Genomic DNA, 22,597 nt, shown 5'->3' with positions numbered 1-22,597 from the left:
GCTTGCGGCCCAAATGAGGTGATGATGCACGCGAAACGTTTTTTGATGATTGGTGCGCTTTTAGCGATGTTTTCGGTGATTTTTGGCGCTTTTGGTGCCCATTTACTGAAAAGCACCCTGTCAGCTGCTCGCTTTGAAACCTTCAGCACCGCTGTGGATTACCAGTTTTGGCAGGCTCTAGGTTTGATGGTGGTCGGTATTACCGGTTTTAAACTCAATAGTAAAAGCTGGCGCCTTGCTGGGTATTCGCTGTTGGCAGGGACGTTGATCTTCAGTGGCAGCCTCTATCTGCTAATCGCAACTGATACTGGTTGGTTAGGAGCGATCACCCCCATCGGTGGTATATTAATGATTATTGGCTGGGCACTGTTTGCCTGGTCGTTACGAACCTTACGGATAGAACAATGAGTGACACAGAACAGCAGCGCCCACACCGTACGATTAGAAGTTTTGTCGTACGCGCTGGACGCATGACAGAAGGGCAAGAGCGTGCAATGAAAGAGAACTGGCCTCTGTATGGGCTAGAACTTGAAGATGGCATGGTCGACTTTAAAACTCTGTTTGGCGATGATCGCCCCGTCACTCTAGAGATCGGTTTTGGTATGGGCGCGTCGCTGGTAGAGATGGCGCGCCGCTCACCTGAGAAGGGCTTTATTGGAATCGAAGTGCATCCTCCCGGTGTTGGTCGTTTGTTAGCTGATGCACGTGCCGAAGGGGTCGACAATATTCGCGTCTATTGTGAAGATGCGATCGAGGTACTGGCACAGTGCATACCGGATGGCTCTTTGGCGGGTGTGCAGCTCTTCTTCCCAGACCCTTGGCATAAGAAGAAGCACAATAAACGCCGCATTGTACAACCTGAATTTGCTCAAACCATTCGTCAAAAGCTGGCGATTGGCGGTGTCTTCCATATGGCGACTGACTGGGAGCCCTACTCAGAGCATATGATGGAAGTGATGAGTGCGGCAGAGGGCTATCAAAACCAGATGGGCGAAGGTCAGTTTTCGCCACAGCCAGACTTCCGCCCTGTGACTAAGTTCCAAAAACGGGGTGAAAAGCTAGGTCACGGTGTTTGGGATCTGATGTTCGAGCGCGTCAACTAAGATGGACAATCAACCGAATAATCCACTGCACGGCGTTAAGTTGGCTGATGTTGTCGAGCGTCTTGTGGATCATTACGGCTGGGATGAGTTGGGCGAGCGGATCGATATTAACTGCTTTCAGATCGATCCATCCGTTAAGTCATCCCTAAAATTTTTACGCAAACAGCAGTGGGCTCGCGATAAGGTAGAGCAGCTCTACATTGATACCTTCTGCTGAATAGAGAGAGTTAATTATGAAATTGTTAGTCCGTAATTTGGATCGTTCAACCACAGAAGCTGAGATTAAAGAGCTCTTTGAAGGTTACGGTAGCGTTCAGTACTGCACCTTGGTGATGGACGAGAAAACGGGCTCATCGAAGGGCTTTGGGTTTGTTGAAATGCCTAAGCCAGGTGAAGCGAAAGCGGCGGTTAAAAATCTAAACCACACACTGGTTGGCCGTAATATGATTCGTGTAAAAAAAGCGGAAGAGAGAGCGGACTGATCGCTCGAGTCACTTCTCAACTTAATTAAGGAGCCGATATGACAGCAATACTCCTCTCAATACTCTCTTCGTTAATTGGTGTGTGGGTGTTGGTATGGTTAATTGGTAATCTGCTGTTTAAGAAAAAGAGCTCGCCGCAAAAAGAGCTCTTCTCGCTACCATTAGCTTGGATGCTGGCCTCAATTGCTGGGGGTTACGCCATTGCTAACGGCGGTCCGCCACGCTTTGATGTGTCCCTGCTTCAGTACGGTATTGGCGCCTTTCTGCTGCTGATCTACTACGTCTCTGCCAGCTTTGCGAAAAAGCGCAGTAAAGATTCCGAGTAGTCATTGGGTGATCCAACGGGTTAAAGCTCACTTATAGAAGTTAACTCTTTAAGCTGAGATCGCCCATGCTGCCCAGTCAAAATGTACAGTGTCCCTATTGTTGGGAGATGATCGAGATTGTCTACGAGCCCGATGAGGCTGAGATGTTTGTCTGTGATTGTACGGTCTGTTGCCACCCCATCCACTTTTCTGTCTCAGTGGATGGGTATGGCGATTATTACATTACACCGCACTCAGAAGATGATTTCTGATCAGTCTTATTCGCGGCCTTTGTAAGACCGCTCCAACAGTGCGCCGACAGAGCTCCAACACTGGGTTGGAGCCTTATCGAGGATGAGGCGATAGATCAGTACTGGTTGATATCCTGATCACTCTTTTTATTGAACAGTGCGCGCAGAGCAATCAGCGTGATCACTGAGATAATACCGACGATCAGTAGCTCATCGATTACGCCAGAATCCAATAGGGTCGGGATCAGATTCAACTTAATCAATAGGCCCGTTAGGATTGACCCGATACCGAAGCTGATAGAGATGTAAGCGAGGTTCAACACCATCTCAATGATGATGAGCCCCAATCCAAGAATCAGCCAGCCGTTTCCGTTTGTAAAAAAATCCATCATTTACTCTTTAATCCGTCGCCAACGGTCTGTGCTAATAGCTCTAATGAGCCAATTGCTTTAGTGATGTCTGTCGGCATGATCACTGTTTTGCTGTTATCAGCTGCTGCAACCTCAGACAGTGCTGCAACCTGTTTCTGTAGAATATCGAAGTTGATCGCCGATTGCCCGCCGTTATTAATAGCATCGGCTATCATGCGCGTCTGCTCGGCGGTCGCTTCGGCTTTCACTTTTATCGCATAGGCATCTGCATCGGCCGCGACTCTTACCGCTTCAGCTTGCTTTTGTGCTTCGTAGAGTTGTGCCTCTGCATTCAGCTCCACAGAGCGTTTTTGGCCTTCTGCCTGCGCAACCTGTGCCCGACGCTGACGTTCTGCATTGAGTTGCTGACGTTGCGCCTCTTTGGTCTGCTCATCCACTTGAACATCGGTGATCTCAGTACGAGTAATCTCAATTCCCCAGACTTCAGCTGCTTTTTGCAGATTGGTCAGGATCTCTTCGTTCATCTGAGCGCGTGATGATTGCAGCTCATCAAGGTCCAGCTTGCCCGCTGCAGAGCGAACAATCGACTCGGCTGTCGTCTGAATGGCTTGATCGATGTTCTGAATACGGTAGACCGAGCGGGCCGCATCGGTAATACGGTAGAAGTTGGTCGCCTCTAGGATCACTTCAACGTTATCTTTGGTAATGACGCTGATCTCAAAGGCCGGTAGCTGGCGTTCAAGTATAGAGATGCGGTGACGCACTTGGTCGATCATAGGGACAATAAAGTTGATCCCTGCGTTCAGGGTTTTGGAGAACTTACCAAAACGTTCAACGACAAATACCTGTGACTGTGGAACAACCTTAACGGCAGACCAGGCGAGTACGAGGAAGAAGATTGCAAAAGCTAAGGTGACGATCATGCCGCCACTAAGGAATTCACCGTTCATTGATCACTCCAAATTGATACTGTTTTACTTAGCATAGTACATAGATTCAGATTAATCTTTGATGGAAAGCTTTAAGATTCGTTTTGGTGCCTGAGTGCATTTATCGCGGCCTTTTTAAGACCGCTCCAACAGAGCGCCAATAGTTCTCCAGCACTGGATTGGAGCCTTATCGAAGATGAGGCGATTGCTCTCTATTGTTGCTGTAGAGACCACATACCAGCATAAACGCCCTGTTGGGCAAGGAGTTCTGTGTGAGTACCCTGTTCCACCGCTTCGCCTTTGCGCATCACTAGGATGTTATCGGCATCGATAATCGTTGATAGACGGTGAGCGATCACCAAACTCGTATGGTTTTTCGAGAGTGATGCAAAGGCGTTAAGGATCGCCTGCTCATTGTCGCTATCCAACGCTGAGGTCGCTTCATCAAAGAGCAAAATGGGTGGGCGTTTCAGAATCACGCGGGCAATCGCAATGCGTTGTTTTTCACCGCCAGAGACTTTTAGGCCACGTTCGCCAACCAGGGTATCCACCCCCTCAGGGAGTGCCGCAATGAAGTCGTTTAGGTTGGCCAGCTCAATCGCTTTGAGAACCTCTTCTCTGCTTGAACCTGGGCGTCCATAAGCCACGTTGTTGTAGATCGTATCGTTAAACAGGACGGTATCCTGCGGAACCACGCCAATCGCTTGTCGTAATGAGTGCTGAGTCACTTGGTCGATCGGCTGGCCATCTATGCTGATCTGCCCCGACTGAACATCATAAAATCGAAACAGCAGTCGCGCTAAGGTCGATTTGCCCGATCCACTTGGCCCGACGATGGCGACCTTTTTACCCGCTTCTACTTTGAAGCTGACACTTTTCAAAATTTGACGGTCGGGGTGGTAAGCAAAGTTGACGGAGTCAAAGCAAATGGCGCCCCCTTGAGTTATCAAGTCGGTTGCATCGGGGCGGTCGACAATCTTAGGCTGCTTCTTCAACAACCCAAACATATTCTCAATGTCTGTCAGGGCTTTGCGCACTTCACGGTAGACCATGCCAAGGAAATTAAGCGGCATGAATAGCTGTAAGATGTAAGCATTAATCATGACTAACGAACCCAGGGTCATGGCTCCGCTTGCAACATCCTCTGCGGCCAGCCAGAGCATTAAGATGATCCCTAGCGAGATGATGAATGCCTGACCGCTGTTGAGGATCATCAACGTCATGCGCGTTTTTAAACGAGCCGTTTCCCAGCTGGCTAGGTTTTTATCGTACTGGCTGGCCTCATACTCCTCATTGCCAAAGTATTTTACGGTCTCATAGTTGAGCAGGCTATCAATGGCTCGAGTATTGGCTTGAGAGTCGAGTTGATTGGTTTCTCGCACGTAGCGGTTGCGCCATTCGGTAGTGAGTATGGTGAAGTAGATGTAGATACCAACGCAGACCACAACCACCAATGCGTACCAGACACTGAAGTTGAACAGCAAAATGGCAGCAACGAGGCTGATCTCAATCAGCGTTGGTACGATGTTAAAGACCATCATCCTCATCAAAAAGCTGAAGCCATTACTGCCACGGTCAATGTCGCGAGAGATACCACCGGTCTGCCGAGAGAGATGGAAATCGAGTTCTAATGAGTGGAGGTGGCGAAAGACTTTGAGCACCATCCGGCGCATCGCTCTCTCTGTGACTCGGCTAAACACCGCATCGCGAGCTTCTGCAAAGAAGACCGAGCCAAAGCGGAGCATCCCATAGGCTACGACCATCGCAATGGGCACTGTAATCAATGGATTCAGAGAGGCATCTAGACCATCAACGATCTGCTTCAAAGCCAGTGGCATAGCAACTACTGCAAGCTTGGCGGAGATCAACAACAGAAACGCGACCGCCATGCGACGGCGATACTCCCATAAGTATGGCCAGATCATTTTAATGACCGACCAAGCCTCGCTCATGCCAACAGTGTTGCTGCTATTGGAGTCGCTCTTGTAGTGCCGGCCGCCGCCGTGTCGTGACATATTGAGTCTCTGATCAGTAGTTGATACTAACTTTGCCGGCAGCGGTTACCGCCTTCTCGATGGCCGCTTCAACGCTGTCAGCCTGACAAAGCGCCACACCTAGGCGGCGACTTCCAGCGATTTCGGGTTTTCCGAATAGACGCAGTTGCGTGTCGTTATCACTCAGCGCTTCCCTAACCCCATCAAATTGAATGTCTGTAGAGTGTCCATCACCCAAGATGACCGCTGATGCAGAAGCACCAAGCTGGCGAATGTTACCGATAGGGAAGCCGAGAATGGCACGGGCATGCAGCGCAAATTCAGAGAGATTCTGGGAAATCAGTGTGACCAATCCCGTATCGTGTGGTCGGGGTGACACTTCGCTGAAGTAGACCTCATCGCCTTTGATAAACAGCTCGACACCGTAAATGCCAAAACCCGCTAAGTTCTCGACCACTTTGCGAGCGGTCTCTTGTGAGCGTTGTAGTGCAAGATCTGACATCGCTTGTGGTTGCCAAGATTCACGGTAGTCACCCCCTTCCTGACGGTGGCCAATCGGTGCACAGAAGTGTATGCCATCAACGGCGTTGACCGTCAGCAGTGTGATCTCGTAATCAAAATCGACAAACCCTTCAACGATGACACGGCCTTTCCCGGCACGGCCACCCTCTTGAGCATATTGCCAGGCCGGTGCCACATCTCCTTCAGAACGAACCAACGACTGTCCTTTACCGGATGAGCTCATGATCGGTTTCACGACACAGGGAATACCAATCTCTTTGATAGCGTCTTGATAGTCGGCCTCAGTATCTGCGAAGCGATAAGCTGAAGTCGGTACCCCCAGTGTTTCAGCCGCTAGGCGACGAATACCTTCACGATCCATTGTCAGACGCGCGGCACGTGCGGTAGGGACTACCTTGAATCCTTCGCTTTCAAGCTCAAGCAGTGTCTCGGTTGCTAAGGCTTCAATCTCGGGCACGATATAGTCCGGTTTTTCGCTCTCAACAACGGCACGCAGTGCACCACCATCCAGCATGTTGATGACGTGGCTTCGGTGAGCGACATGCATAGCAGGCGCATTTGCGTATCGATCTACGGCAATCACCTCTAAACCCAAGCGCTGAAGTTCGATGACAACCTCTTTACCGAGTTCACCAGAACCCAACATCATGACGCGTGTTGCGCTGTTACAAAGAGCGGTACCTAACATTTTTGACTCCTAAAATTTTTACTCCATATTACCATGCTAACAGGAGATCTGAGAGGGTATTAGAATATCCCCAACTTTGATTCTGAATGCGCTAGACTTTACCTAAAATGGGATGGAATAGATAAAATGGCAGTCACAATTAACGAGACATCTTGGCCGCAGCTGCAGCGCTTAAGGTTTATTGAGCGTCAGCTGTTGTGGGAGCGTGAAGTCACCGCGCCTATGTTGGTTGGGGCCTTTGGTATTGCTCGTCCAGAGGCGCAAGAGGCGATTAATACCTACTGTGAGTTCGCGCCTGAAAATGTTCGCTCCTATTCGCCATCTGATCGCAGTTACAAACCCACTCAGGGGTTTAAGCCTAAGCTGATTCCAGATTCGGCTGACTCGTTGATCACCATCTCCCGCCTATCGACTCCGGCGAACCCCGACTTCTTCTCTGTACCCGTATTGAATCGATCGACTGCGCCCGGCGCGTTAGCCACTATTTTGGCAGGCATTGAGAATCGAAGCCGTATAGAGGCGGTCTATGTTTCGATGCAGAATCCAGAGGGTTCACTTCGATCGATTACACCCTGTGCCATCATCAGTGCCAGCAATCGATTGCATGTACGTGCCTATTGTTGGGAGCGACAAGCTTATCGTGACTTTGTGTTAAGTCGCTTCCGCGGTGCTCTGACTCTTAAAGAGGGTGGAGATGAGCTGCCGGTCGACAATGCGTGGAATGAATCACTCTCTGTTCGACTGGTCGTTAATGACGCGCTTACAGCGGCACAACAACGACTGGTCATCGATGATTTTGACCTGGAGCAGCTTGAAGCGTTTGAGATTCGTAAAGCGCTGATCGGTTACTTTTTGCAGGCGAATCTACTACCCACCAGTGAGTCAGAGCTTAATGAGGCCAAAACTCACCCTGAGCGCTTCCCCGTGTTAGCGGTTAGTAACTCAGGTGAGTCGGTCATTAGTTACGCGTTTTAAGCATCGATGCAGAGCTGGTGCTGCTCACCGAGCCCTTCGATGCCAATTCGCACCTATCACCAGCCATAAGATACTTTTGGGGTGATTGACCCATACCGACACCAGGGGGAGTCCCCGTCATAATGACGTCGCCAGCTTCTAAGGTCATAAATTGGCTCAAATAGGCGACGATCGTTTTGACATCAAACACCATCGTATTGGTATTTCCGTCTTGGAAACGCTCACCGTTAATCTCTGTAAACATCCTTAGATTTTGCGGATCAACGATTTCATCTTTGGTCACTAAGTAGGGCCCGATAGGAGCAAAGCTGTCATGGGATTTCCCTTTGTCCCAGCTGCCTAAACGCTCAAGTTGAAAAGCTCGTTCGGATAGGTCGTTGGCAAGACAAAAGCCAGCAATATGATCCATCGATTGATCTTCTGAAATGTATTTTGTTTTTTTGCCAATGACGATGGCCAGCTCGACTTCCCAGTCTGTTTTATCGGCACCACGTGGAATTTGTATAGGGTCATTTGGGCCTGAAATCGCGCTGGTGGCTTTCATAAAGAGAACGGGTTCTGAGGGAAGCTCCATGCCCGCTTCTGCGGCATGATCTGAGTAGTTCAAGCCGATACAGACTATTTTGCCAACCTCACCAATACAGGGGCCGACTCTTTCTGATGAATCGATAATGGGAAGTGAATCGAGATCTACCGCTCTTAATCTCTCGAGCGCTTGATTCGATAATAGATCGCCGTTGATATCTGGAACAACAGAAGAGAGGTCTCGAATCTGTTGATCTTTATCCAGAATGGCAGGTCTCTCTTGCCCTATGGCGCCGACTCGTAACAATTTCATTAGGAGCTCCTTATAGTTTAGGCCTAATTAACTATGCGGACCTAGTCAGGTCAAGAGAAACTAAAAAGGGAGCCGAAGCTCCCTACACTGCAAAAGGTTCTAACCTATTGTTGGTTTCAAAAACTCATTCAGAGCCTGCAGTGGTGTCTCTTAGTGTTTGCCGCCTTTACCACCTTTGCCGTGGCCGTCTTTACCAGAGTGCATGTTTTCGAACTTAGCGATTTGATCTTCTGTCAGCAGCGATTTTATATCTTTGTGCATCTGGTCACGCATGCCATCACGCGCATTGGCTTTCATGTTTTCACGCTGCTCTGCCGTTAGGGTCGCTTGCATCTGTTCACGATCCGCATCACGTTTTGTGAACATAGCTAAAAGCTGTGATTGTTGGTCGGCTGATAGATCCAGACGCTGAGTCAGTTTCTCAACACGATCTTCAGCGCTTTTTGGGCCACCTTTACCCCCTTTTTCATGTGCGTATACCGCGCCTGATAGTGCACCGATTGTTAGTGTTACAGCAGTAATTGAAGCGATGATTGTCTTTTTCATGTGAACTCTCCGTTCGTTGTTCGTTTCGATGTATCCATTATTGATGATGGCAATGCTAAGTTGGGTTGCGAGTTCGTAAAGTTGCGTAAAGTTTTGGGAGTTTGACGCAGCCAAGCGTAAACTGGGCCCAAATAGGAGTGAATATGAGCACACAAATACTGTTAGTTGATGACGATCTTGATCTGACGGACATGCTGGGTGAATACCTTGAGAATGAGGGGTTCTCAGTGACTCAAGCAGGGTCAGCAGAGCAGGCTATGGAGCTGTTTGATGCGGGTCGTCAGTTTGATCTCTGTGTGTTCGATATCATGATGCCTGGCCTATCTGGACTTGAGTTGCTGCAGCAGGTTCGTCCTAAGGTCTCTACACCTGTCATCATGTTGACCGGTAAAGGGGATGATATTGATCGCATCCTGGGACTAGAGATGGGGGCTGATGACTACCTGTCTAAACCGGCCAACCCGCGCGAGCTGCTGGCGCGTATTCGTGCCGTGTTACGCAGGTCTGTTCCCGTTAAAGAGGAGACTAACAAACAGGCGCTTTCGGTTGGGGCAGTGAATCTTACCCCAGCTCGTCGAGTGGCTTGTGTTGATGAGATAGAGTTACAGCTAACCGCAGCTGAATTTAATGTGCTGGCTTTGTTGATGGAGCGTGCTGGGCAGGTCGCGTCAAAAGAGTGGCTGACCGAACAGGTACTGCACCGCAAATTAACGGCTTACGATCGATCGATCGATGTCCACGTCAGCCGTGTTAGACAGAAGCTTGAGCAGGCAAAGCCTGGCTTAGCCGAGATGATTAAAACAGTCCGTGGTGAAGGCTACCAGATGGTCGTTGGGGTGGAGGGTTAATGCGCTGGTATCAACATCTATTCTGGCGCATCTTCGGCGCCGTCTGGCTGGTCAGCACGCTTGGTATTCTTATCAGCTTGACCCTGTTCATCTCTGTAACTGATACTCCCGATCGCACCGAGAGCCAAAAGCAGAAAGCGACCATCATCGCAGAGCAGTTAATCTCCGATTATCAGTATGGGATGCAACGTAAAGAGCAGCGCCGACGTCTACCGCTTTGGATCTATGAGAAGCGATCCAATCAACTGATCTACTCGTCAGGTAGACGGTCACAACCCAAGGATGCAATGGTGACAGAGATCATCGCTGCTGATGGCACCCCATACCTCGTCTACTTCCCACCCGAACGAAATGAAGAGCTGTTTGAACGGATGTGGGGGTTCTTACTCTCCTTCCAAGTTTTGTGGGTCATTGCGGTCTCCTTTGGCAGCAGCCTTCTGGTCACGTGGTTAGTCGTCAGACCGATTAACGACTTGAAGGGGTTTGTTCGCCGCCTTCATCAACAGGGTAATTTAAGCAGTCGAGCCGAGGGTAAGCTCGTCAAACGAGGCGATGAGCTGGGCCAGCTGGCACGTGAGTTTAACCAGATGGTTGATTACGTTGAGCAGACGCTCGATAGCCAACGGCATCTTCTGCAGGATGTCTCTCATGAGCTACGAGCACCTTTAGCCCGTCTTCAGGCGGCAGCAGGTTTGGCAGAGCAGAAGTGGGGTGAGGATGATCGTACCCTGCAACGCATTAATAAAGAGTGCGTTAAATTAGACGGTTTAATCTCTGAAATACTCACACTGGCCCGAGCTCGAGATGCCGAAGCGACTGCACCAATTTTGGATGTGGCACTGCTGTGTCGGGATCTGGTGCAGGACGCTCGTGTCAGCGGCCCACAGCATCAATTCGACCTATCACTTGATGTCACTGATGGAGCAACCATTCGGAGTGAACCACTGAGTCGAGTCGTCAGCAATCTGTTGAATAACGCCATCAATCACACGCCACAGGGTACGTTGATTAAGGTATCTGTCGCTACTGATAACGGCAGGCTAACGATTCGAGTGGTTGATAATGGACCCGGATTACCAGAATCGATTCTAGATTCGATTGGGCAGCCATTTAGACGTGGGGCCAACTCAGGCGGTTACGGTTTGGGTTTGAGTATCGTGACTCGAGCGACTGAACGCGTCGGTGGGGAGGTTCAGTTCCAAAACCTCGCGCCAACGGGGCTTCAAGTAGATATAAAAATGCCGCTAGCGAACTGATCGGTAGCGGCATTTTTGAAATGGATCGAAGCTTAAAGCGCTTCTGAACCCGTCTCGCCAGTACGAATACGTACCACTTGCTCAACTGGCATAACGAAGATTTTACCATCACCGATCTTGCCAGTATTGGCCGTAGAGCTGATCGCTTCAATGACTTGATCTAGCATGTCGTCGTCGATCGCGACTTCAATTTTTACCTTAGGAAGGAAGTCCACTACGTACTCGGCACCACGGTAAAGTTCTGTGTGACCTTTCTGACGACCGAAGCCTTTAACTTCAGTCACTGTAACACCTTGGATACCAATGTCAGACAGCGCTTCGCGCACATCATCCAGTTTGAACGGTTTGATAACTGCCGATACCAGTTTCATAGTTTCTCCTTGTTGAACTGGGCAGGCAAAACTGTCCCAATTCGCTGTAAATTTTCATCCATTATGTACATGGATGGTTTAACCTTCAAGTTTCCTGATCAACCTGTTTGTCCAGAAACGAAAAAAACCCTACCTGGGGGTAGGGCTGAGAAGAGGGGTGTATCGCTACACCCCGGGTTTCAACAGAAACTGAGTTCCCTATTACTTACGTGAAGTGACGAACTCTGGGTAGGCTTCCATACCACATTCAGAGATATCGACACCTTCGTACTCTTCCTCTTCAGTCACTCGGATGCCCATCACAGCTTTGATGATGCCCCAAACCACTAGGCTGACAACGAATACCCATACGAAGATTGTTAGGGCGCCGATGATCTGGCCAGAGAAAGTAGAACCGTCGTTAGTTACTGGTACCAGTAGTAGACCAAGAAGACCTACAACACCGTGTACAGAGATCGCACCGACAGGATCGTCAATTTTTAGTTTATCCAGCGTTAGGATAGAGAAGACAACCAGAACACCACCGATCGCACCGAAGATGTGAGCTTGTAGTGCAGAAGGGGTTGAAGGCTCTGCTGTGATCGCTACTAGACCTGCTAGTGCACCGTTAAGTGCCATTGTAAGGTCCGCTTTGCCGAACAGTAGACGCGCTGTGATTAGTGCTGCTACTACACCGCCAGCCGCAGCTGCGTTAGTGTTCATGAAGACAACGGCAACTGCGTTTGAGTTCTCAACGTCAGACGTTGCTAGAACCGAACCACCGTTGAAGCCGAACCAACCCATCCAAAGGATGAATGTGCCCAGTGTTGCCATTGGTAGGTTAGCACCAGGGATCGCATTGATCTCACCGTTCTTACCGTATTTGCCTTTACGTGCGCCAAGCATTAGGACACCTGCTAGTGCTGCTGCAGCACCTGCCATGTGGACGATACCTGAACCCGCGAAGTCAGAGAAACCAAGATCACCTAGAGTGTACATGCCGAATACAGCGTTGCCGCCCCAAGTCCAAGAACCTTCCATTGGGTAGATGAAGCCTGTCATCACAACCGCGAACGCTAGGAACGCCCATAGTTTCATACGTTCAGCCACTGCACCCGATACGATAGACATTGCTGTTGCAACGAATACCACCTGGAAGAAGAAGTCAGCTGATGGCGCGTAGGTCCACTCATCGGCAACACCGTCACCCGTGATGCTAGATAGGAAGTAGTCACCGCCGTACATGATCGCGTAACCGCAAACGAAGTACATGATGCAAGAGATCGCGAATAGCGCGATGTTCTTAGTTAGAATTTCAGTGGTGTTCTTAGAACGAACAAGACCTGCTTCTAGCATTGAGAAGCCTGCCGCCATCCACATAACCAGCGCACCACACACCAAGAAGTAGAAGGTATCGAGTGCGTACTTCAGCTGGGTAACATCACCAGCTGTTGTATTCAAAAGTTCTTCCATTGTTATGCCCTCCAATAAGGCCAAAAATCAAAACGTTATAGAGCTTCGTCGCCGGTCTCACCGGTACGGATGCGAACCACTTGTTCAAGCGCTGAAACAAAAATCTTACCGTCGCCAATTTTGCCGGTTTGCGCAGCATTGGTGATCGCTTCGATAACCTGATCTACGATCTCATCAGAGACAGCAGCGTCTAGGCGAACTTTAGGTAGGAAGTCCACAACATACTCTGCACCACGGTAGAGTTCGGTGTGGCCTTTTTGACGGCCAAAGCCTTTAACTTCAGTCACGGTGATACCTTGTACACCGATCTCTGATAGCGCTTCGCGCACGTCGTCAAGCTTGAATGGCTTAATTACGGCTGACACTAGTTTCATCAGATTTCTCCTTAATGTGAAAAGGGAGGATTAATTTTTTCCTGTGAACTCTATTTGCGAAACTTGTGCCAACTTTTAAAAATAACTTATAAAACATTGACTTATAAATTTTTCATGGGTCTCTTTACCGTTTTATCAACCTTTATAGTGCACGCCAGTATGCACCACAAAAGTGCATGCACTACTTTGGTGCGCCATATTGAGGCTAAAATAGTGATCATAGACGCTTGTCTTAAAAGGGTTCTGGTATAGTGCATCTATTGAGACGCATATCGATGTTAAAGGGGGCTGAGATGCTTGATCCTAAGATGTTTGAAAACCTAAGTCAGACGATGACCCAATTCCTTCAGGGTAACTCATCACTTCCAGGTCAGGAGGCGATGCAGCAGCAAATTAAAACTGTACTTCAATCAAGTTTTGCTAAACTGGATTTAGTCACTCGGGAGGAGTTTGACGCTCAGGCCGCTGTACTTCAGCGAACTCGAGAAAAATTAGAGCAGTTGGAAGCGATGGTTGCTGAGTTGGAGTCAAAAGAGTCCTAAAGCAACGCTAGGCCAACTGCAGGACCCAAGGATGGCGTCATGGCATTGGCAACTCTTTATAGCCGAGCTCAGCTCGGTATCGAGGCACCTCGCGTTCGCGTTGAAGTGCACCTTTCAGGAGGCTTACCCTCCTTTGCAATTGTGGGTATGGCAGAGACCGCGGTGCTTGAAAGCCGCGAGCGTGTGCGCAGTGCACTGTTAAACGCCGGCTTTGAATACCCGCAACGACGAATCACCGTTAACTTATCACCGGCCGATCTCCCCAAAGAGGGCGGACGCTATGACCTAGCCATTGCGCTTGGCATTCTGTTGGCATCCAATCAGCTTAAAACAACTCACCTGCAGCAGGCAGAGCTCTACTCAGAATTGGGCTTGGACGGCAAACTGCACCCTATTAGAGGCCTATTTCCGGCCGCCTATGCCTGTGCTGAAGCGGATTCACTGATTGTTATTGCCCCCGATAATAGCCAAGAAGCCTCTCTCGCGGGTGCTAAGCAACAACTTTCAGCTAAGACGCTGTACGATCTATGTCAGGCGTTGAGTGCTGAAAAGCTACCTGAAATAGACCCTCAACCCCCAGTTCATTATCCGCCGAGTTACCCCGTAGATCTTTCAGAAGTTCGGGGACAACCGATGGCCCGTCGTGCCTTGGAAGTGGCCGCCAGTGGAATGCATAACCTGCTTTTGAGCGGTCCTCCGGGCAGTGGTAAAAGTATGTTGGCCCAAGCACTGCCATCGATCCTACCGCCACTTTCGCAATCCAGTTGTATCGAAACGGCCAGTATCTATTCGGTCTCGGGTTTGCCGGTCGAGCGATTGTTTCGGGGTGAACGACCCTACAGAGCACCGCACCACAGTGCATCATCACGGGCGATGGTGGGGGGTGGATCTTCCCCTAGGCCGGGTGAGATCTCACTGGCGCATCAAGGGGTTCTATTTCTGGATGAGCTGCCAGAATTTCCCCGTTCTGTTCTGGAAGTTCTGCGAGAGCCGCTTGAAACCGGTGAGGTCAGTATTTCTAGAGTGGCGGGCACGCTGACCTACCCTGCGCGTTTCTCTTTGATGGCGGCGATGAATCCTTGCCCCTGCGGTTACTACGCTGATGGGACCGAGCGATGTCAGTGTTCTCAGGCTCTAATCGATCGATATCAGGGTCGAGTCTCTGGCCCATTGTTGGATCGATTTGATATGCGTCTGGCTTTGAGTGCGGTGCCCACAGAGGAGCTATTACTGGGCGAATCGCATGAGGAGTGCTCTGACGCAGTTCGTAAGCGAGTTAGTCAGTGTCAGCAGCGACAGTATGATCGGCAGGGCAAGCTCAACTCTGAGCTAACAGGCAGTGAAGTCCAAAAAGAGCTGAATGCTTCAGAGTCATTATCAAAAGAGTTTATGGTGATAGCGACACGCTTACAGCTCTCCGCTAGGGCTTGCCATAGAGCACTTCGCGTGGCTCGCACACTGGCGGATATGAATGCAGATCAGGCGATCGAAAACAGCCACATTATGGAGGCGCTCAGCTATCGACAGCTTTAACTGATGAGCAGATCTTGGGCTTGCTGATGTCAGGGTGTACACTGTGCGCCCTAATATCGAGTCTGCTCATCAAACATGTCACGCCTTAACCCCCGTCAGAAAGAAGCCGTCGAATACATCAGTGGTCCACTGCTGGTATTGGCTGGCGCTGGCTCAGGGAAAACCAGTGTCATCACGCGAAAAATCGCTTATCTCATTGAAGAGTGCGGCATTGAGGCGCGCCACATTGCGGCGGTTACCTTTACCAACAAAGCCTCGCGTGAGATGAAAGAGCGAGTCATGTCGCTGGTGGAGGGTAAAGCGGCACGCGGTTTGATTGTCTCAACCTTCCACAATCTTGGTCTAACCATCTTGCGCCGTGAGCATAAAGCGCTCGGAATGAAGCCAGGCTTTTCGTTGTTTGATGACCAAGACAGTCGCATCTTAATTCGAGATCTTCTAGTCCATCACGATGAGGACACGGATAAGATCAATGTCGTTCAGAGCCAAATCTCCTCTTGGAAGAATGAGATGATCACGCCTCAACAGGCTCTGGAGACTGTCTCAGAGCCGATCGACATTCTCTGTGCCAGAGCCTATGAGGCTTACGAGCGCCACCTTCGTGCCTATAACGCGGTCGATTTTGATGATCTCATACTGGTGCCTGTGCGGCTGTTTGATCAAAAGCCAGAGGTGCTAGAGCGTTGGCAAAATCGAATTCGCTATTTGTTGGTCGATGAGTACCAAGACACCAACTTGTCACAGTACCGTCTAGTTCGACAGCTGGTGGGGCATCGTACAGGTTTAACCGTCGTAGGTGATGATGATCAGTCGATCTACGCATGGCGTGGTGCTCGTCCAGAGAATCTGGCCCAACTGCAGCACGACTTTCCAAGTTTAAAACTAGTAAAGCTAGAGCAGAACTATCGCTCTACAAGCCGCATACTCAAGGCGGCTAACACCTTGATTGCGAACAACCCCCACGTGTTTGATAAGACGCTGTGGAGCGAAATGGGCATGGGTGATCCGCTGCGTCTGATACACCTACCCAGTGAAGATGCGGAGTGTGAGCGCATCGCGACCGAGATTCTGGAACGACACCTGCGAGAGCGCGCACCCTTTAAAGATTTTGCTGTGCTCTATCGTGGCAATCACCAAGCCAGGTTGCTCGAGATTAAAATGCAGAACTTTAAGGTGCCTTATAAGCTCAGCGGCGGCACCTCGTTCTTTGCTCGCGCCGAGATCAAAGATTTGATGGCTTACTTCAAAGTGTTGATCAATCGCGACGACGATAACGCCTTCCTTCGTATCATCAACTTGCCGCGTCGAGAGATCGGACCTACCACACTGCAGCAGCTCGGGGAGTATGCAACCGAGCGACATATCAGCATGTTTGCAGCGGTCGATGAGTTGGGTATCGAGCAGGTTATGAAGCCCAACGCGCTGGCTCGGCTGCGTGCCTTTACTGAGATGATAGAGCGTTTGCACTCACTCTGTTTGGGGTCGGATCCCATTGGGGCGATTCGTGAACTGATCGCCGAAATTGGCTACGAAGAGTGGATTACCGCTAACGCCTCAAGCGATATTATCGCGGAAAAGCGTATTCAGAATGTCTGGTTCCTAGTCGACTCCCTTCGTGCCTCCTTGGAGCGTATCCAAGAAGATGATCCAGATGCGGGCATTGAAGAGGCGATTGCGCGACTTGTGCTGCTCGACTTGCTAGAACGCCAAGAGGAGGAGGATGACTCCGATCGTGTTCAGTTAATGACGCTACACGCCTCTAAGGGATTGGAGTTCCCCCATGTCTACCTAATGGGTATGGAAGAGGATCTGTTACCGCACCGAAATAGCATCGAGTCGGACACCATCGAAGAGGAACGTCGTCTCGCCTATGTGGGCATCACCCGAGCGCAGCGCACGTTAGCGATGACGTTAGCGAAGAAGCGTAAACAGTTTGGGGAGTGGCAGAGTTGTGAACCGAGTCGATTCCTAGACGAACTGCCCGATGAGGATATTGAGCGTGAAGGGCATGGCGAAGTCGATCCAGAACGAAACCGAGTCAGAGGCAAACAGACCTTGGCTGGATTAAAAAATCTATTGGATGATTTCTGATAGTACACACAAAAACAGCGCCTATAGGCGCTGTTTTTTATCGAGTATCGCTTATTGAGCGATCATGTACTCAATTGATGCTTTGATCTCATCATCAGTACAGTCAGAACATGTACCGCGGGGAGGCATTGCACCGATGCCATTAATTGCATTGCTAACCAAGGTGTCTAGACCTTTAGCATCTAGGCGTGCAGCCCATTCACCAGAGCCGATCTTAGGAGCGCCTAATACACCTGCACCATGACAAGAATTACATGAAACCGCGACGATATCCGCTGCAGTTCGGGCACCACCCGCTGGTGCTGCAGAAGCTGAACCACAGCTTTCATCACCTTGTAGACACACTTTGCCTACTGGCATTAGACGTTCTGCGATGACATCTTCAGAAGTAACGGCTTGCGCTGATAGAGCTACAAACGTTAGACCTAGAGTACATAGTGCTGTTGAAGCCTTAGAAATGATTGCTTTCATTGGCTGCTCCTCTCTGTATTGAAGTCGGCTCTACTTGCTACCTTGTGGGTAACCTAGACCGAAGGCTAAAAATTCTGCGCGCATTATAACGATTATTAGTTTTATTCGAAATAACGCTATCTTTGGTTCTTATCGTTTAAAGATGTAAGGGGTTGGTATAACTAGCATATAGGGGCAACTTGTGACTGTTTTAGTGCTTTATCGAGGATCAGAGATGATCGGTGGGATTGGCTTTAGACTAAAAGATGAGAAGATTAAAGGTGAAAGGATAAGAGAGCCGAAGCTCTCTTATCCTTATCCTTAGGGACGCACGACTTAGGGTTTAACGGTTGTGAAACCGAGTGTTTCCCAATCCTGCATACCACCGCGGTACCACTTGATCTTGTCAGCTGGGTAACCGAAATCAAGCAGCGCTTTGATGTTGGTTGGCGATTGGCCACACCACATACCGTTACAGTACATCACTAGAGTTTTAGCCTTACCGTACTTCCATAGGCCATCAAACTCTTCACCACCGAAATCTTCCACGATGATCTCGCCGATAGAGATAGGGTCTGCCCCTTTACGAGTCGACAGCTTAGTCCATGGAATGTTTACTGCTCCAGGAATCATGCCGCGAGCAGCCCAGTCTGGGGTGCGTGAGTCGATGATAAGGATTGAGTCATCACCTGCAGAGACCGCTTCCATATAGCCGACCATCTCTACTTCACCAATGGTCTCAACACCGGGTGCCAGTACGATTGGCTGAATACAGAATGGCGGACAAGGGCGTGATGTCATTGCGAAAGAAGGGTTCACGGTGTTTTTAGTATCTTGGTTACGCATGACGGTTACTTTTTCACCCTTATGCATGACCTCAGCCGACATTAGGCTGCCAGTGATACCCACAGGCTTGGTTGCTGCAGCCGACTCTGTTTTAGTTGCTGCAGAGTTACAGCCAGCCAGTGTGAGAGCGGCCAGTGACGCGATTAGAATTTTTTTCATTGTATCTTCCTTATTTTTAGGCAAAAAAAAGCGCAGTCGTTAATAACTACGCTTTTTTGTTCAACTAGGTATAAAACCCCAATTAAGGCTTAACAGTTGTTAGGCCAAGGTTTTCCCAGTTCTGCATACCACCACGGTACCACTTGATTTTGTGCGCTGGGTAGCCGAAGTCTAGAAGTGCTTTGATGTTAGTTGGCGACTGGCCACACCACATACCGTTACAGTACATTACTAGAGTTTTAGCGTTACCGAACTTCCAAAGACCGTCGAACTCTTCAGCACCGAATGTGTCAGTGAAGATCTCACCAATAGAGATTGGGTCAGCACCTTTACGAGTTGATAGTGCTGTCCATGGTAGGTTGATCGCACCAGGGATCATGCCACGCGCAGCCCAGTCTGGAGTACGTGAGTCGATGATTAGGATAGAGTCGTCACCTGCAGACGCTTTCTCCATGTAGCCAATCATCTCTACTTCACCAATGGTTTCGACACCAGGTGCAAGTTTCATTGGTTGGATACAGAAAGGAGGACAAGGACGTGAAGTCAATGCGAATGATGGGTTTACAGTGTTCTGGTTGTCAGCGTTACGCTCAACAGTCACTTTGCTGCCGTTGTGCATGACTTCAATCGACAATAGGTCGCCAGTGATGCCGACTGGTTTGTCGTCCGAGTGAGAGCCAGCCATTGAAAGACTCGCCATACCTGTAGCAACTACGCCAACTAGGCCCATTACAAGAGATTTACGGATCATGTTTGATTCCTCAGTGATGTTTCTTTTTTAATAATTATTGAGTGTTGAAATTAATCACACTCTGGTTCTGGCTCACCCTCTGGTACACACAGTGAACCGTCATCGCAGTAGATAGACTTTGCTTCGCCCTCATCAGCTGCATGAGCTGGTGATACAAATGCGAAAGCCATCATCAACGATGTAAGGATTGCGGCTAGAAATTTAAGATTCATGATGTTCTCCATTTTTAGAAGTATCAGAATTAACTTTGCAGTCAATTTCTGACTTCTCCCATAACAATAGATTGATATTTATCAATTTTCAAAGTTTACGGCCTGAAAACGTATATTGATTAGTAATTAACGTAAATTGTTAAGAGATATCAGTTATTTTCGACGTTGGTCGCACAAGGGAAGTTGTTTAGCATCATCTGAGTGATTGCCTCAGTTCCACTGTCGGGAATTTGGCGGTTCTGCCAATAGTCTAAATAGGTTGAATAGATAACGGCATCCGCATCGGGACGCATAGGAATCACAAAACAGCTACTGGAATCTGTGCTGTGCTTCAGTGCATCGGTCACGCCTAACACATACCCCTGAACGACCATCGACTCCTGTGATAAAGCTTCGTAAATATCACTTCCCGATATAAAGGTGTAGTTATCTGTATCGGCTAATACCGGTGCTGTTACAGACAGGGCCAAGAGCAAAGCGGTTATGTTTGTCATTTTTTCACTTATGAATCTGCGGTCTAAGTTGGTGAAGCCTGGTTCGATCGATACAATAGACGATCAATTAATCAGGATTACTCTAAGCCATGTTCAACGGTTCAGCAAAGCGACTCAATAAATTTATCAGTGAGAGTGGTATCTGCTCTCGACGAGAAGCCGATCGCTTTATTGAACAGGGTAATGTCTTTATTAACGGTAAACGGGCTCAGATTGGAGACCAAGTACACCCTGGAGATCAGGTTCGCGTCAATGGTCAGATGATCGACCCACCAGAGCCCGATGACTTCGTCTTTATAGCCCTGAATAAACCTGTAGGGATTGAATCGACTACAGAGAGCTCACGTCCCAACAATATCGTTGATTTCGTTAATCACGGTGTGCGTATCTTCCCAATCGGCCGTCTAGATAAAGACTCTCAGGGTCTGATTTTTATGACCAATAATGGCGATTTGGTTAACAAAGTCCTGCGCGCGGGTAATAACCACGAGAAAGAGTATGTGGTCACGGTTAATAAACCGATCACTCCGGCGTTCATAGAAGGGATGGCGGGCGGAGTCCCCATTCTTGGCACAATGACCAAAAAGTGCCCCGTGAAAAAGTTAGATACTCGTGTGTTCAACATAACGCTTGTTCAAGGGCTTAACCGACAGATTCGCCGTATGTGTGAACATTTTGGCTATGAGGTCGTAAAGCTAGAGCGTACCCGCATTATGAACGTCGACCTGAAGGGCCTAGCGCTTGGCGATTGGCGAGATCTGACACAAAAAGAGTTAACAACACTGTTAAAATCAGTAGAGCACTCCTCGTCAGAGGCGAAGCCCGGAACACGTAAGTCACGCAGCCCGAACAGATCAAAGCCCTCTCAATCCACACACAAGAAAGGGCATGCAAATCGTAATAGCCACGGAGAGGGTAAAAAACCCAATTCCAACGGACCAAAACGAAATGCTGCAGGCAAACCGATCGTGCGTAAACCAACAACCAAGCATCCTGATCGAGGAGCAAAACGCGGTGGCGCGGCTAAAAGCGGAAAGTCTTCCAGTGGGTCTGGCGGTCGTGCCAGAAAGCGATAACCGATTAGACGGATATCTCCAATAAGCTATTCTAAATTCGCACTGCATAAAGAAGCACTATTAGCTGCTTCTCCTCAATTTTTTGTAACTCCAATCTCATAATAAATTTTTAAGCTTGGTTTTATCTTGCTCAAGGCAAGATCTCATTCAAGTTGAGAAATTTGAATAAACCTTTGGAGTATTCAATGAAAAAAGAGATCAGGGTTTGGGATCCATTAGTCCGTGTTTTTCACTGGGCGCTCGTGTTGAGCTTTGCGATCGCTTGGATAAGTGCAGACGAATTTGACACTCTACATTTCTGGGCCGGTTATACCATTGCCGCTTTAGTAGCTTTCCGTATTGTGTGGGGTTTTATTGGCACCCGCCACGCACGCTTCAGCGATTTTGTTTACCGTATAAATACGATTAAAAGCTATCTGATTGATCTGGCTGCTTTGCGTCCTAAACACTATGTGGGGCATAACCCGGCAGGTGGATTAATGGTGATTGTCCTGCTTCTCTCTCTTGGATTACTCACTTTTACAGGCATGGCTTCTGTAGCGCCAGATGGCATAGGACCGCTTGCTGGCACTTGGGTAGAGTCGATTTCAGGGTACTGGATGGAAGACGTTCATGAGGCCGTTGCTAATCTAGTTCTAGCCTTCGTGTTGTTCCATATATCAGGTGTCTTAATCAGCAGTTTAGTCCATGGGGAAAACCTAGTTCGAGCGATGATCAACGGGAAAAAAGAGATCGAGGAGAAGGGCGATGAGAATTAATAAATTTGCTATCGCACTGATAGGTTCACTCTTTGTAGTGGCTGCAAATGCAACGCCAGTGAGTGATCGCATGGTGGCAGCCTTCGAGGCGGCTAGTGGTAAAAGTGCTAATGCAGACGCAGGTAAAGCGTTGTGGAACCGAGACTTTAACGGTAAGAGCTGTACAACCTGTCATGGGTCTGATGTGAAACTGGTAGGCCAGCATGCAAAAACCAAAAAGGCGATTGATCCTCTAGCGCCAAGCGTAAATCCGGAGCGACTTACGCAGGATCATAAGATTAATAAGTGGTTCCTAAGGAACTGTAAATGGACGCTTGGCCGCGAGTGCACCCCAGCAGAGAAAGGAGACATCCTACTCTGGTTATCTAATCAATAAGAGC

At 49.0% G+C, this 22,597-nt stretch carries 29 protein-coding genes; 15 read left to right on the top strand and 14 right to left on the bottom strand.

All coding sequences use genetic code 11. The annotated features are described in order from the left end of the window. Positions 1 to 21: 21 nt before the first annotated feature. From XMD530_RS06425 to XMD530_RS06400, 6 genes are all read left to right on the top strand, one after another. Positions 22 to 408, top strand: coding sequence for a DUF423 domain-containing protein (locus XMD530_RS06425; RefSeq protein WP_254446144.1), 387 nt, complete (start codon positions 22 to 24; stop codon positions 406 to 408). Beyond that, positions 405 to 1,103, top strand: a complete 699-nt coding sequence (gene trmB, locus XMD530_RS06420) for a tRNA (guanosine(46)-N7)-methyltransferase TrmB (protein ID WP_173482619.1) — start codon at positions 405 to 407, stop codon at positions 1,101 to 1,103. The genes XMD530_RS06425 and trmB overlap by 4 nt, the downstream gene beginning before the upstream one ends. A gap of 1 nt (position 1,104) precedes the next feature. Further along, positions 1,105 to 1,320 (top strand): VF530 family DNA-binding protein, encoded by a 216-nt coding sequence (locus XMD530_RS06415; RefSeq protein ID WP_173481892.1) that lies wholly within the window; start codon positions 1,105 to 1,107, stop codon positions 1,318 to 1,320. Positions 1,321 to 1,336: 16 nt separating this feature from the next. Further along, positions 1,337 to 1,585, top strand: a complete 249-nt coding sequence (locus XMD530_RS06410; protein WP_173481893.1) for an RNA-binding protein — start codon at positions 1,337 to 1,339, stop codon at positions 1,583 to 1,585. Between the two features lie 38 nt (positions 1,586 to 1,623). Then, on the top strand, positions 1,624 to 1,911 hold the full coding sequence (locus XMD530_RS06405; protein ID WP_173482618.1) for a hypothetical protein: 288 nt from the start codon (positions 1,624 to 1,626) through the stop codon (positions 1,909 to 1,911). 65 nt (positions 1,912 to 1,976) lie between these two features. After that, positions 1,977 to 2,162, top strand: a complete 186-nt coding sequence (locus XMD530_RS06400; RefSeq protein WP_173481895.1) for a CPXCG motif-containing cysteine-rich protein — start codon at positions 1,977 to 1,979, stop codon at positions 2,160 to 2,162. Between the two features lie 95 nt (positions 2,163 to 2,257). Here the strand turns inward: XMD530_RS06400 and XMD530_RS06395 are convergent, their stop codons facing one another. From XMD530_RS06395 to purT, 4 genes are all read right to left on the bottom strand, one after another. Then, positions 2,258 to 2,533, bottom strand: a complete 276-nt coding sequence (locus XMD530_RS06395) for a hypothetical protein (RefSeq protein WP_173506428.1) — start codon at positions 2,531 to 2,533, stop codon at positions 2,258 to 2,260. Then, on the bottom strand, positions 2,530 to 3,462 hold the full coding sequence (locus XMD530_RS06390; protein WP_173481897.1) for an SPFH domain-containing protein: 933 nt from the start codon (positions 3,460 to 3,462) through the stop codon (positions 2,530 to 2,532). Before XMD530_RS06390 ends, XMD530_RS06395 begins: the two co-directional genes overlap by 4 nt. 191 nt (positions 3,463 to 3,653) lie before the next feature. Beyond that, positions 3,654 to 5,456 carry an ABC transporter ATP-binding protein/permease gene (locus XMD530_RS06385; protein ID WP_254446196.1) on the bottom strand — a complete coding sequence of 601 codons (1,803 nt, stop codon included), beginning with the start codon at positions 5,454 to 5,456 and terminating at the stop codon, positions 3,654 to 3,656. A 13-nt stretch (positions 5,457 to 5,469) separates the two neighbouring features. Further along, positions 5,470 to 6,645: a formate-dependent phosphoribosylglycinamide formyltransferase gene (purT, locus tag XMD530_RS06380; RefSeq protein WP_173506904.1), complete on the bottom strand. Its 1,176-nt coding sequence runs from the start codon at positions 6,643 to 6,645 to the stop codon at positions 5,470 to 5,472. 126 nt (positions 6,646 to 6,771) lie between these two features. Between purT and XMD530_RS06375 the strand changes: the two genes are divergently transcribed. Further along, the gene (locus XMD530_RS06375) at positions 6,772 to 7,620 is read left to right on the top strand and encodes a WYL domain-containing protein (protein WP_173481899.1); all 849 of its coding nucleotides are present in this window, start codon (positions 6,772 to 6,774) and stop codon (positions 7,618 to 7,620) included. On the opposite strand, the gene XMD530_RS06370 is transcribed toward XMD530_RS06375, so the two are convergent. Together XMD530_RS06370 and XMD530_RS06365 are read right to left on the bottom strand one after the other, a co-directional pair. Further along, complete coding sequence (locus tag XMD530_RS06370; RefSeq protein ID WP_371731739.1) at positions 7,604 to 8,458, bottom strand: fumarylacetoacetate hydrolase family protein; 855 nt, start codon at positions 8,456 to 8,458, stop codon at positions 7,604 to 7,606. The two genes, XMD530_RS06375 and XMD530_RS06370, sit on opposite strands and share 17 nt — an antisense overlap. Positions 8,459 to 8,608: 150 nt before the next feature. Beyond that, on the bottom strand, positions 8,609 to 9,004 hold the full coding sequence (locus XMD530_RS06365) for a hypothetical protein (RefSeq protein ID WP_173481900.1): 396 nt from the start codon (positions 9,002 to 9,004) through the stop codon (positions 8,609 to 8,611). Positions 9,005 to 9,147: 143 nt separating this feature from the next. On the opposite strand from XMD530_RS06365, the gene XMD530_RS06360 reads away from it, so the two are divergent. After that, positions 9,148 to 9,852, top strand: a complete 705-nt coding sequence (locus XMD530_RS06360) for a response regulator transcription factor (RefSeq protein WP_173506903.1) — start codon at positions 9,148 to 9,150, stop codon at positions 9,850 to 9,852. Next, positions 9,852 to 11,108, top strand: a complete 1,257-nt coding sequence (locus XMD530_RS06355; protein WP_173506902.1) for a HAMP domain-containing sensor histidine kinase — start codon at positions 9,852 to 9,854, stop codon at positions 11,106 to 11,108. Before XMD530_RS06360 ends, XMD530_RS06355 begins: the two co-directional genes overlap by 1 nt. Before the next feature lie 32 nt (positions 11,109 to 11,140). Here XMD530_RS06355 and glnK (XMD530_RS06350) read toward each other — a convergent pair whose 3' ends face one another. From glnK (XMD530_RS06350) to glnK (XMD530_RS06340), 3 genes are all read right to left on the bottom strand, one after another. Beyond that, positions 11,141 to 11,479 carry a P-II family nitrogen regulator gene (glnK, locus tag XMD530_RS06350; protein WP_173481903.1) on the bottom strand — a complete coding sequence of 113 codons (339 nt, stop codon included), beginning with the start codon at positions 11,477 to 11,479 and terminating at the stop codon, positions 11,141 to 11,143. Between the two features lie 201 nt (positions 11,480 to 11,680). Next, the gene (locus tag XMD530_RS06345) at positions 11,681 to 12,931 is read right to left on the bottom strand and encodes an ammonium transporter (protein ID WP_173481904.1); all 1,251 of its coding nucleotides are present in this window, start codon (positions 12,929 to 12,931) and stop codon (positions 11,681 to 11,683) included. Between the two features lie 35 nt (positions 12,932 to 12,966). Further along, entirely contained in the window at positions 12,967 to 13,305 is a 339-nt protein-coding gene (gene glnK, locus XMD530_RS06340; RefSeq protein ID WP_173481905.1) for a P-II family nitrogen regulator, read from the bottom strand. Positions 13,306 to 13,598: 293 nt separating this feature from the next. On the opposite strand from glnK (XMD530_RS06340), the gene XMD530_RS06335 reads away from it, so the two are divergent. From XMD530_RS06335 to rep, 3 genes are all read left to right on the top strand, one after another. Further along, a complete protein-coding gene (locus XMD530_RS06335) occupies positions 13,599 to 13,847 on the top strand; it encodes an accessory factor UbiK family protein (protein ID WP_173481906.1) in 249 nt (82 codons plus the stop codon). Positions 13,848 to 13,886: 39 nt separating this feature from the next. Further along, positions 13,887 to 15,380: a YifB family Mg chelatase-like AAA ATPase gene (locus XMD530_RS06330; RefSeq protein WP_173506901.1), complete on the top strand. Its 1,494-nt coding sequence runs from the start codon at positions 13,887 to 13,889 to the stop codon at positions 15,378 to 15,380. 75 nt (positions 15,381 to 15,455) lie between these two features. Further along, positions 15,456 to 17,471: a DNA helicase Rep gene (rep, locus tag XMD530_RS06325; protein ID WP_173481908.1), complete on the top strand. Its 2,016-nt coding sequence runs from the start codon at positions 15,456 to 15,458 to the stop codon at positions 17,469 to 17,471. 51 nt (positions 17,472 to 17,522) lie between these two features. Here the strand turns inward: rep and XMD530_RS06320 are convergent, their stop codons facing one another. The 5 genes from XMD530_RS06320 to XMD530_RS06300 form a co-directional block, all read right to left on the bottom strand. Then, complete coding sequence (locus tag XMD530_RS06320) at positions 17,523 to 17,942, bottom strand: cytochrome c5 family protein (RefSeq protein ID WP_173481909.1); 420 nt, start codon at positions 17,940 to 17,942, stop codon at positions 17,523 to 17,525. A gap of 315 nt (positions 17,943 to 18,257) precedes the next feature. Continuing rightward, positions 18,258 to 18,926 (bottom strand): rhodanese-like domain-containing protein, encoded by a 669-nt coding sequence (locus XMD530_RS06315; RefSeq protein WP_173482616.1) that lies wholly within the window; start codon positions 18,924 to 18,926, stop codon positions 18,258 to 18,260. An 82-nt stretch (positions 18,927 to 19,008) separates the two neighbouring features. Further along, on the bottom strand, positions 19,009 to 19,677 hold the full coding sequence (locus tag XMD530_RS06310) for a rhodanese-like domain-containing protein (protein WP_217362111.1): 669 nt from the start codon (positions 19,675 to 19,677) through the stop codon (positions 19,009 to 19,011). A 50-nt stretch (positions 19,678 to 19,727) separates the two neighbouring features. Next, a complete protein-coding gene (locus tag XMD530_RS06305; protein ID WP_173481911.1) occupies positions 19,728 to 19,889 on the bottom strand; it encodes a hypothetical protein in 162 nt (53 codons plus the stop codon). A gap of 149 nt (positions 19,890 to 20,038) precedes the next feature. Beyond that, on the bottom strand, positions 20,039 to 20,383 hold the full coding sequence (locus XMD530_RS06300; RefSeq protein WP_173481912.1) for a hypothetical protein: 345 nt from the start codon (positions 20,381 to 20,383) through the stop codon (positions 20,039 to 20,041). 89 nt (positions 20,384 to 20,472) lie between these two features. Between XMD530_RS06300 and rluF the strand changes: the two genes are divergently transcribed. The 3 genes from rluF (at position 20,473) to XMD530_RS06285 (ending at position 22,593) form a co-directional block, all read left to right on the top strand. Next, positions 20,473 to 21,459: a 23S rRNA pseudouridine(2604) synthase RluF gene (gene rluF / locus XMD530_RS06295; protein WP_173482615.1), complete on the top strand. Its 987-nt coding sequence runs from the start codon at positions 20,473 to 20,475 to the stop codon at positions 21,457 to 21,459. 185 nt (positions 21,460 to 21,644) lie between these two features. After that, on the top strand, positions 21,645 to 22,217 hold the full coding sequence (locus tag XMD530_RS06290) for a cytochrome b/b6 domain-containing protein (protein WP_173481914.1): 573 nt from the start codon (positions 21,645 to 21,647) through the stop codon (positions 22,215 to 22,217). Further along, a complete protein-coding gene (locus XMD530_RS06285; protein ID WP_173481915.1) occupies positions 22,207 to 22,593 on the top strand; it encodes a DUF1924 domain-containing protein in 387 nt (128 codons plus the stop codon). Before XMD530_RS06290 ends, XMD530_RS06285 begins: the two co-directional genes overlap by 11 nt. Positions 22,594 to 22,597 lie beyond the last annotated feature (4 nt).

Source organism: Marinobacterium sp. xm-d-530 (assembly GCF_013283365.1).
GTDB lineage: Bacteria > Pseudomonadota > Gammaproteobacteria > Pseudomonadales > Balneatricaceae > Marinobacterium_E.
Note: the sequence above shows the minus strand (reverse complement) of the source record. Positions and strands in the feature narration are given on the sequence as shown.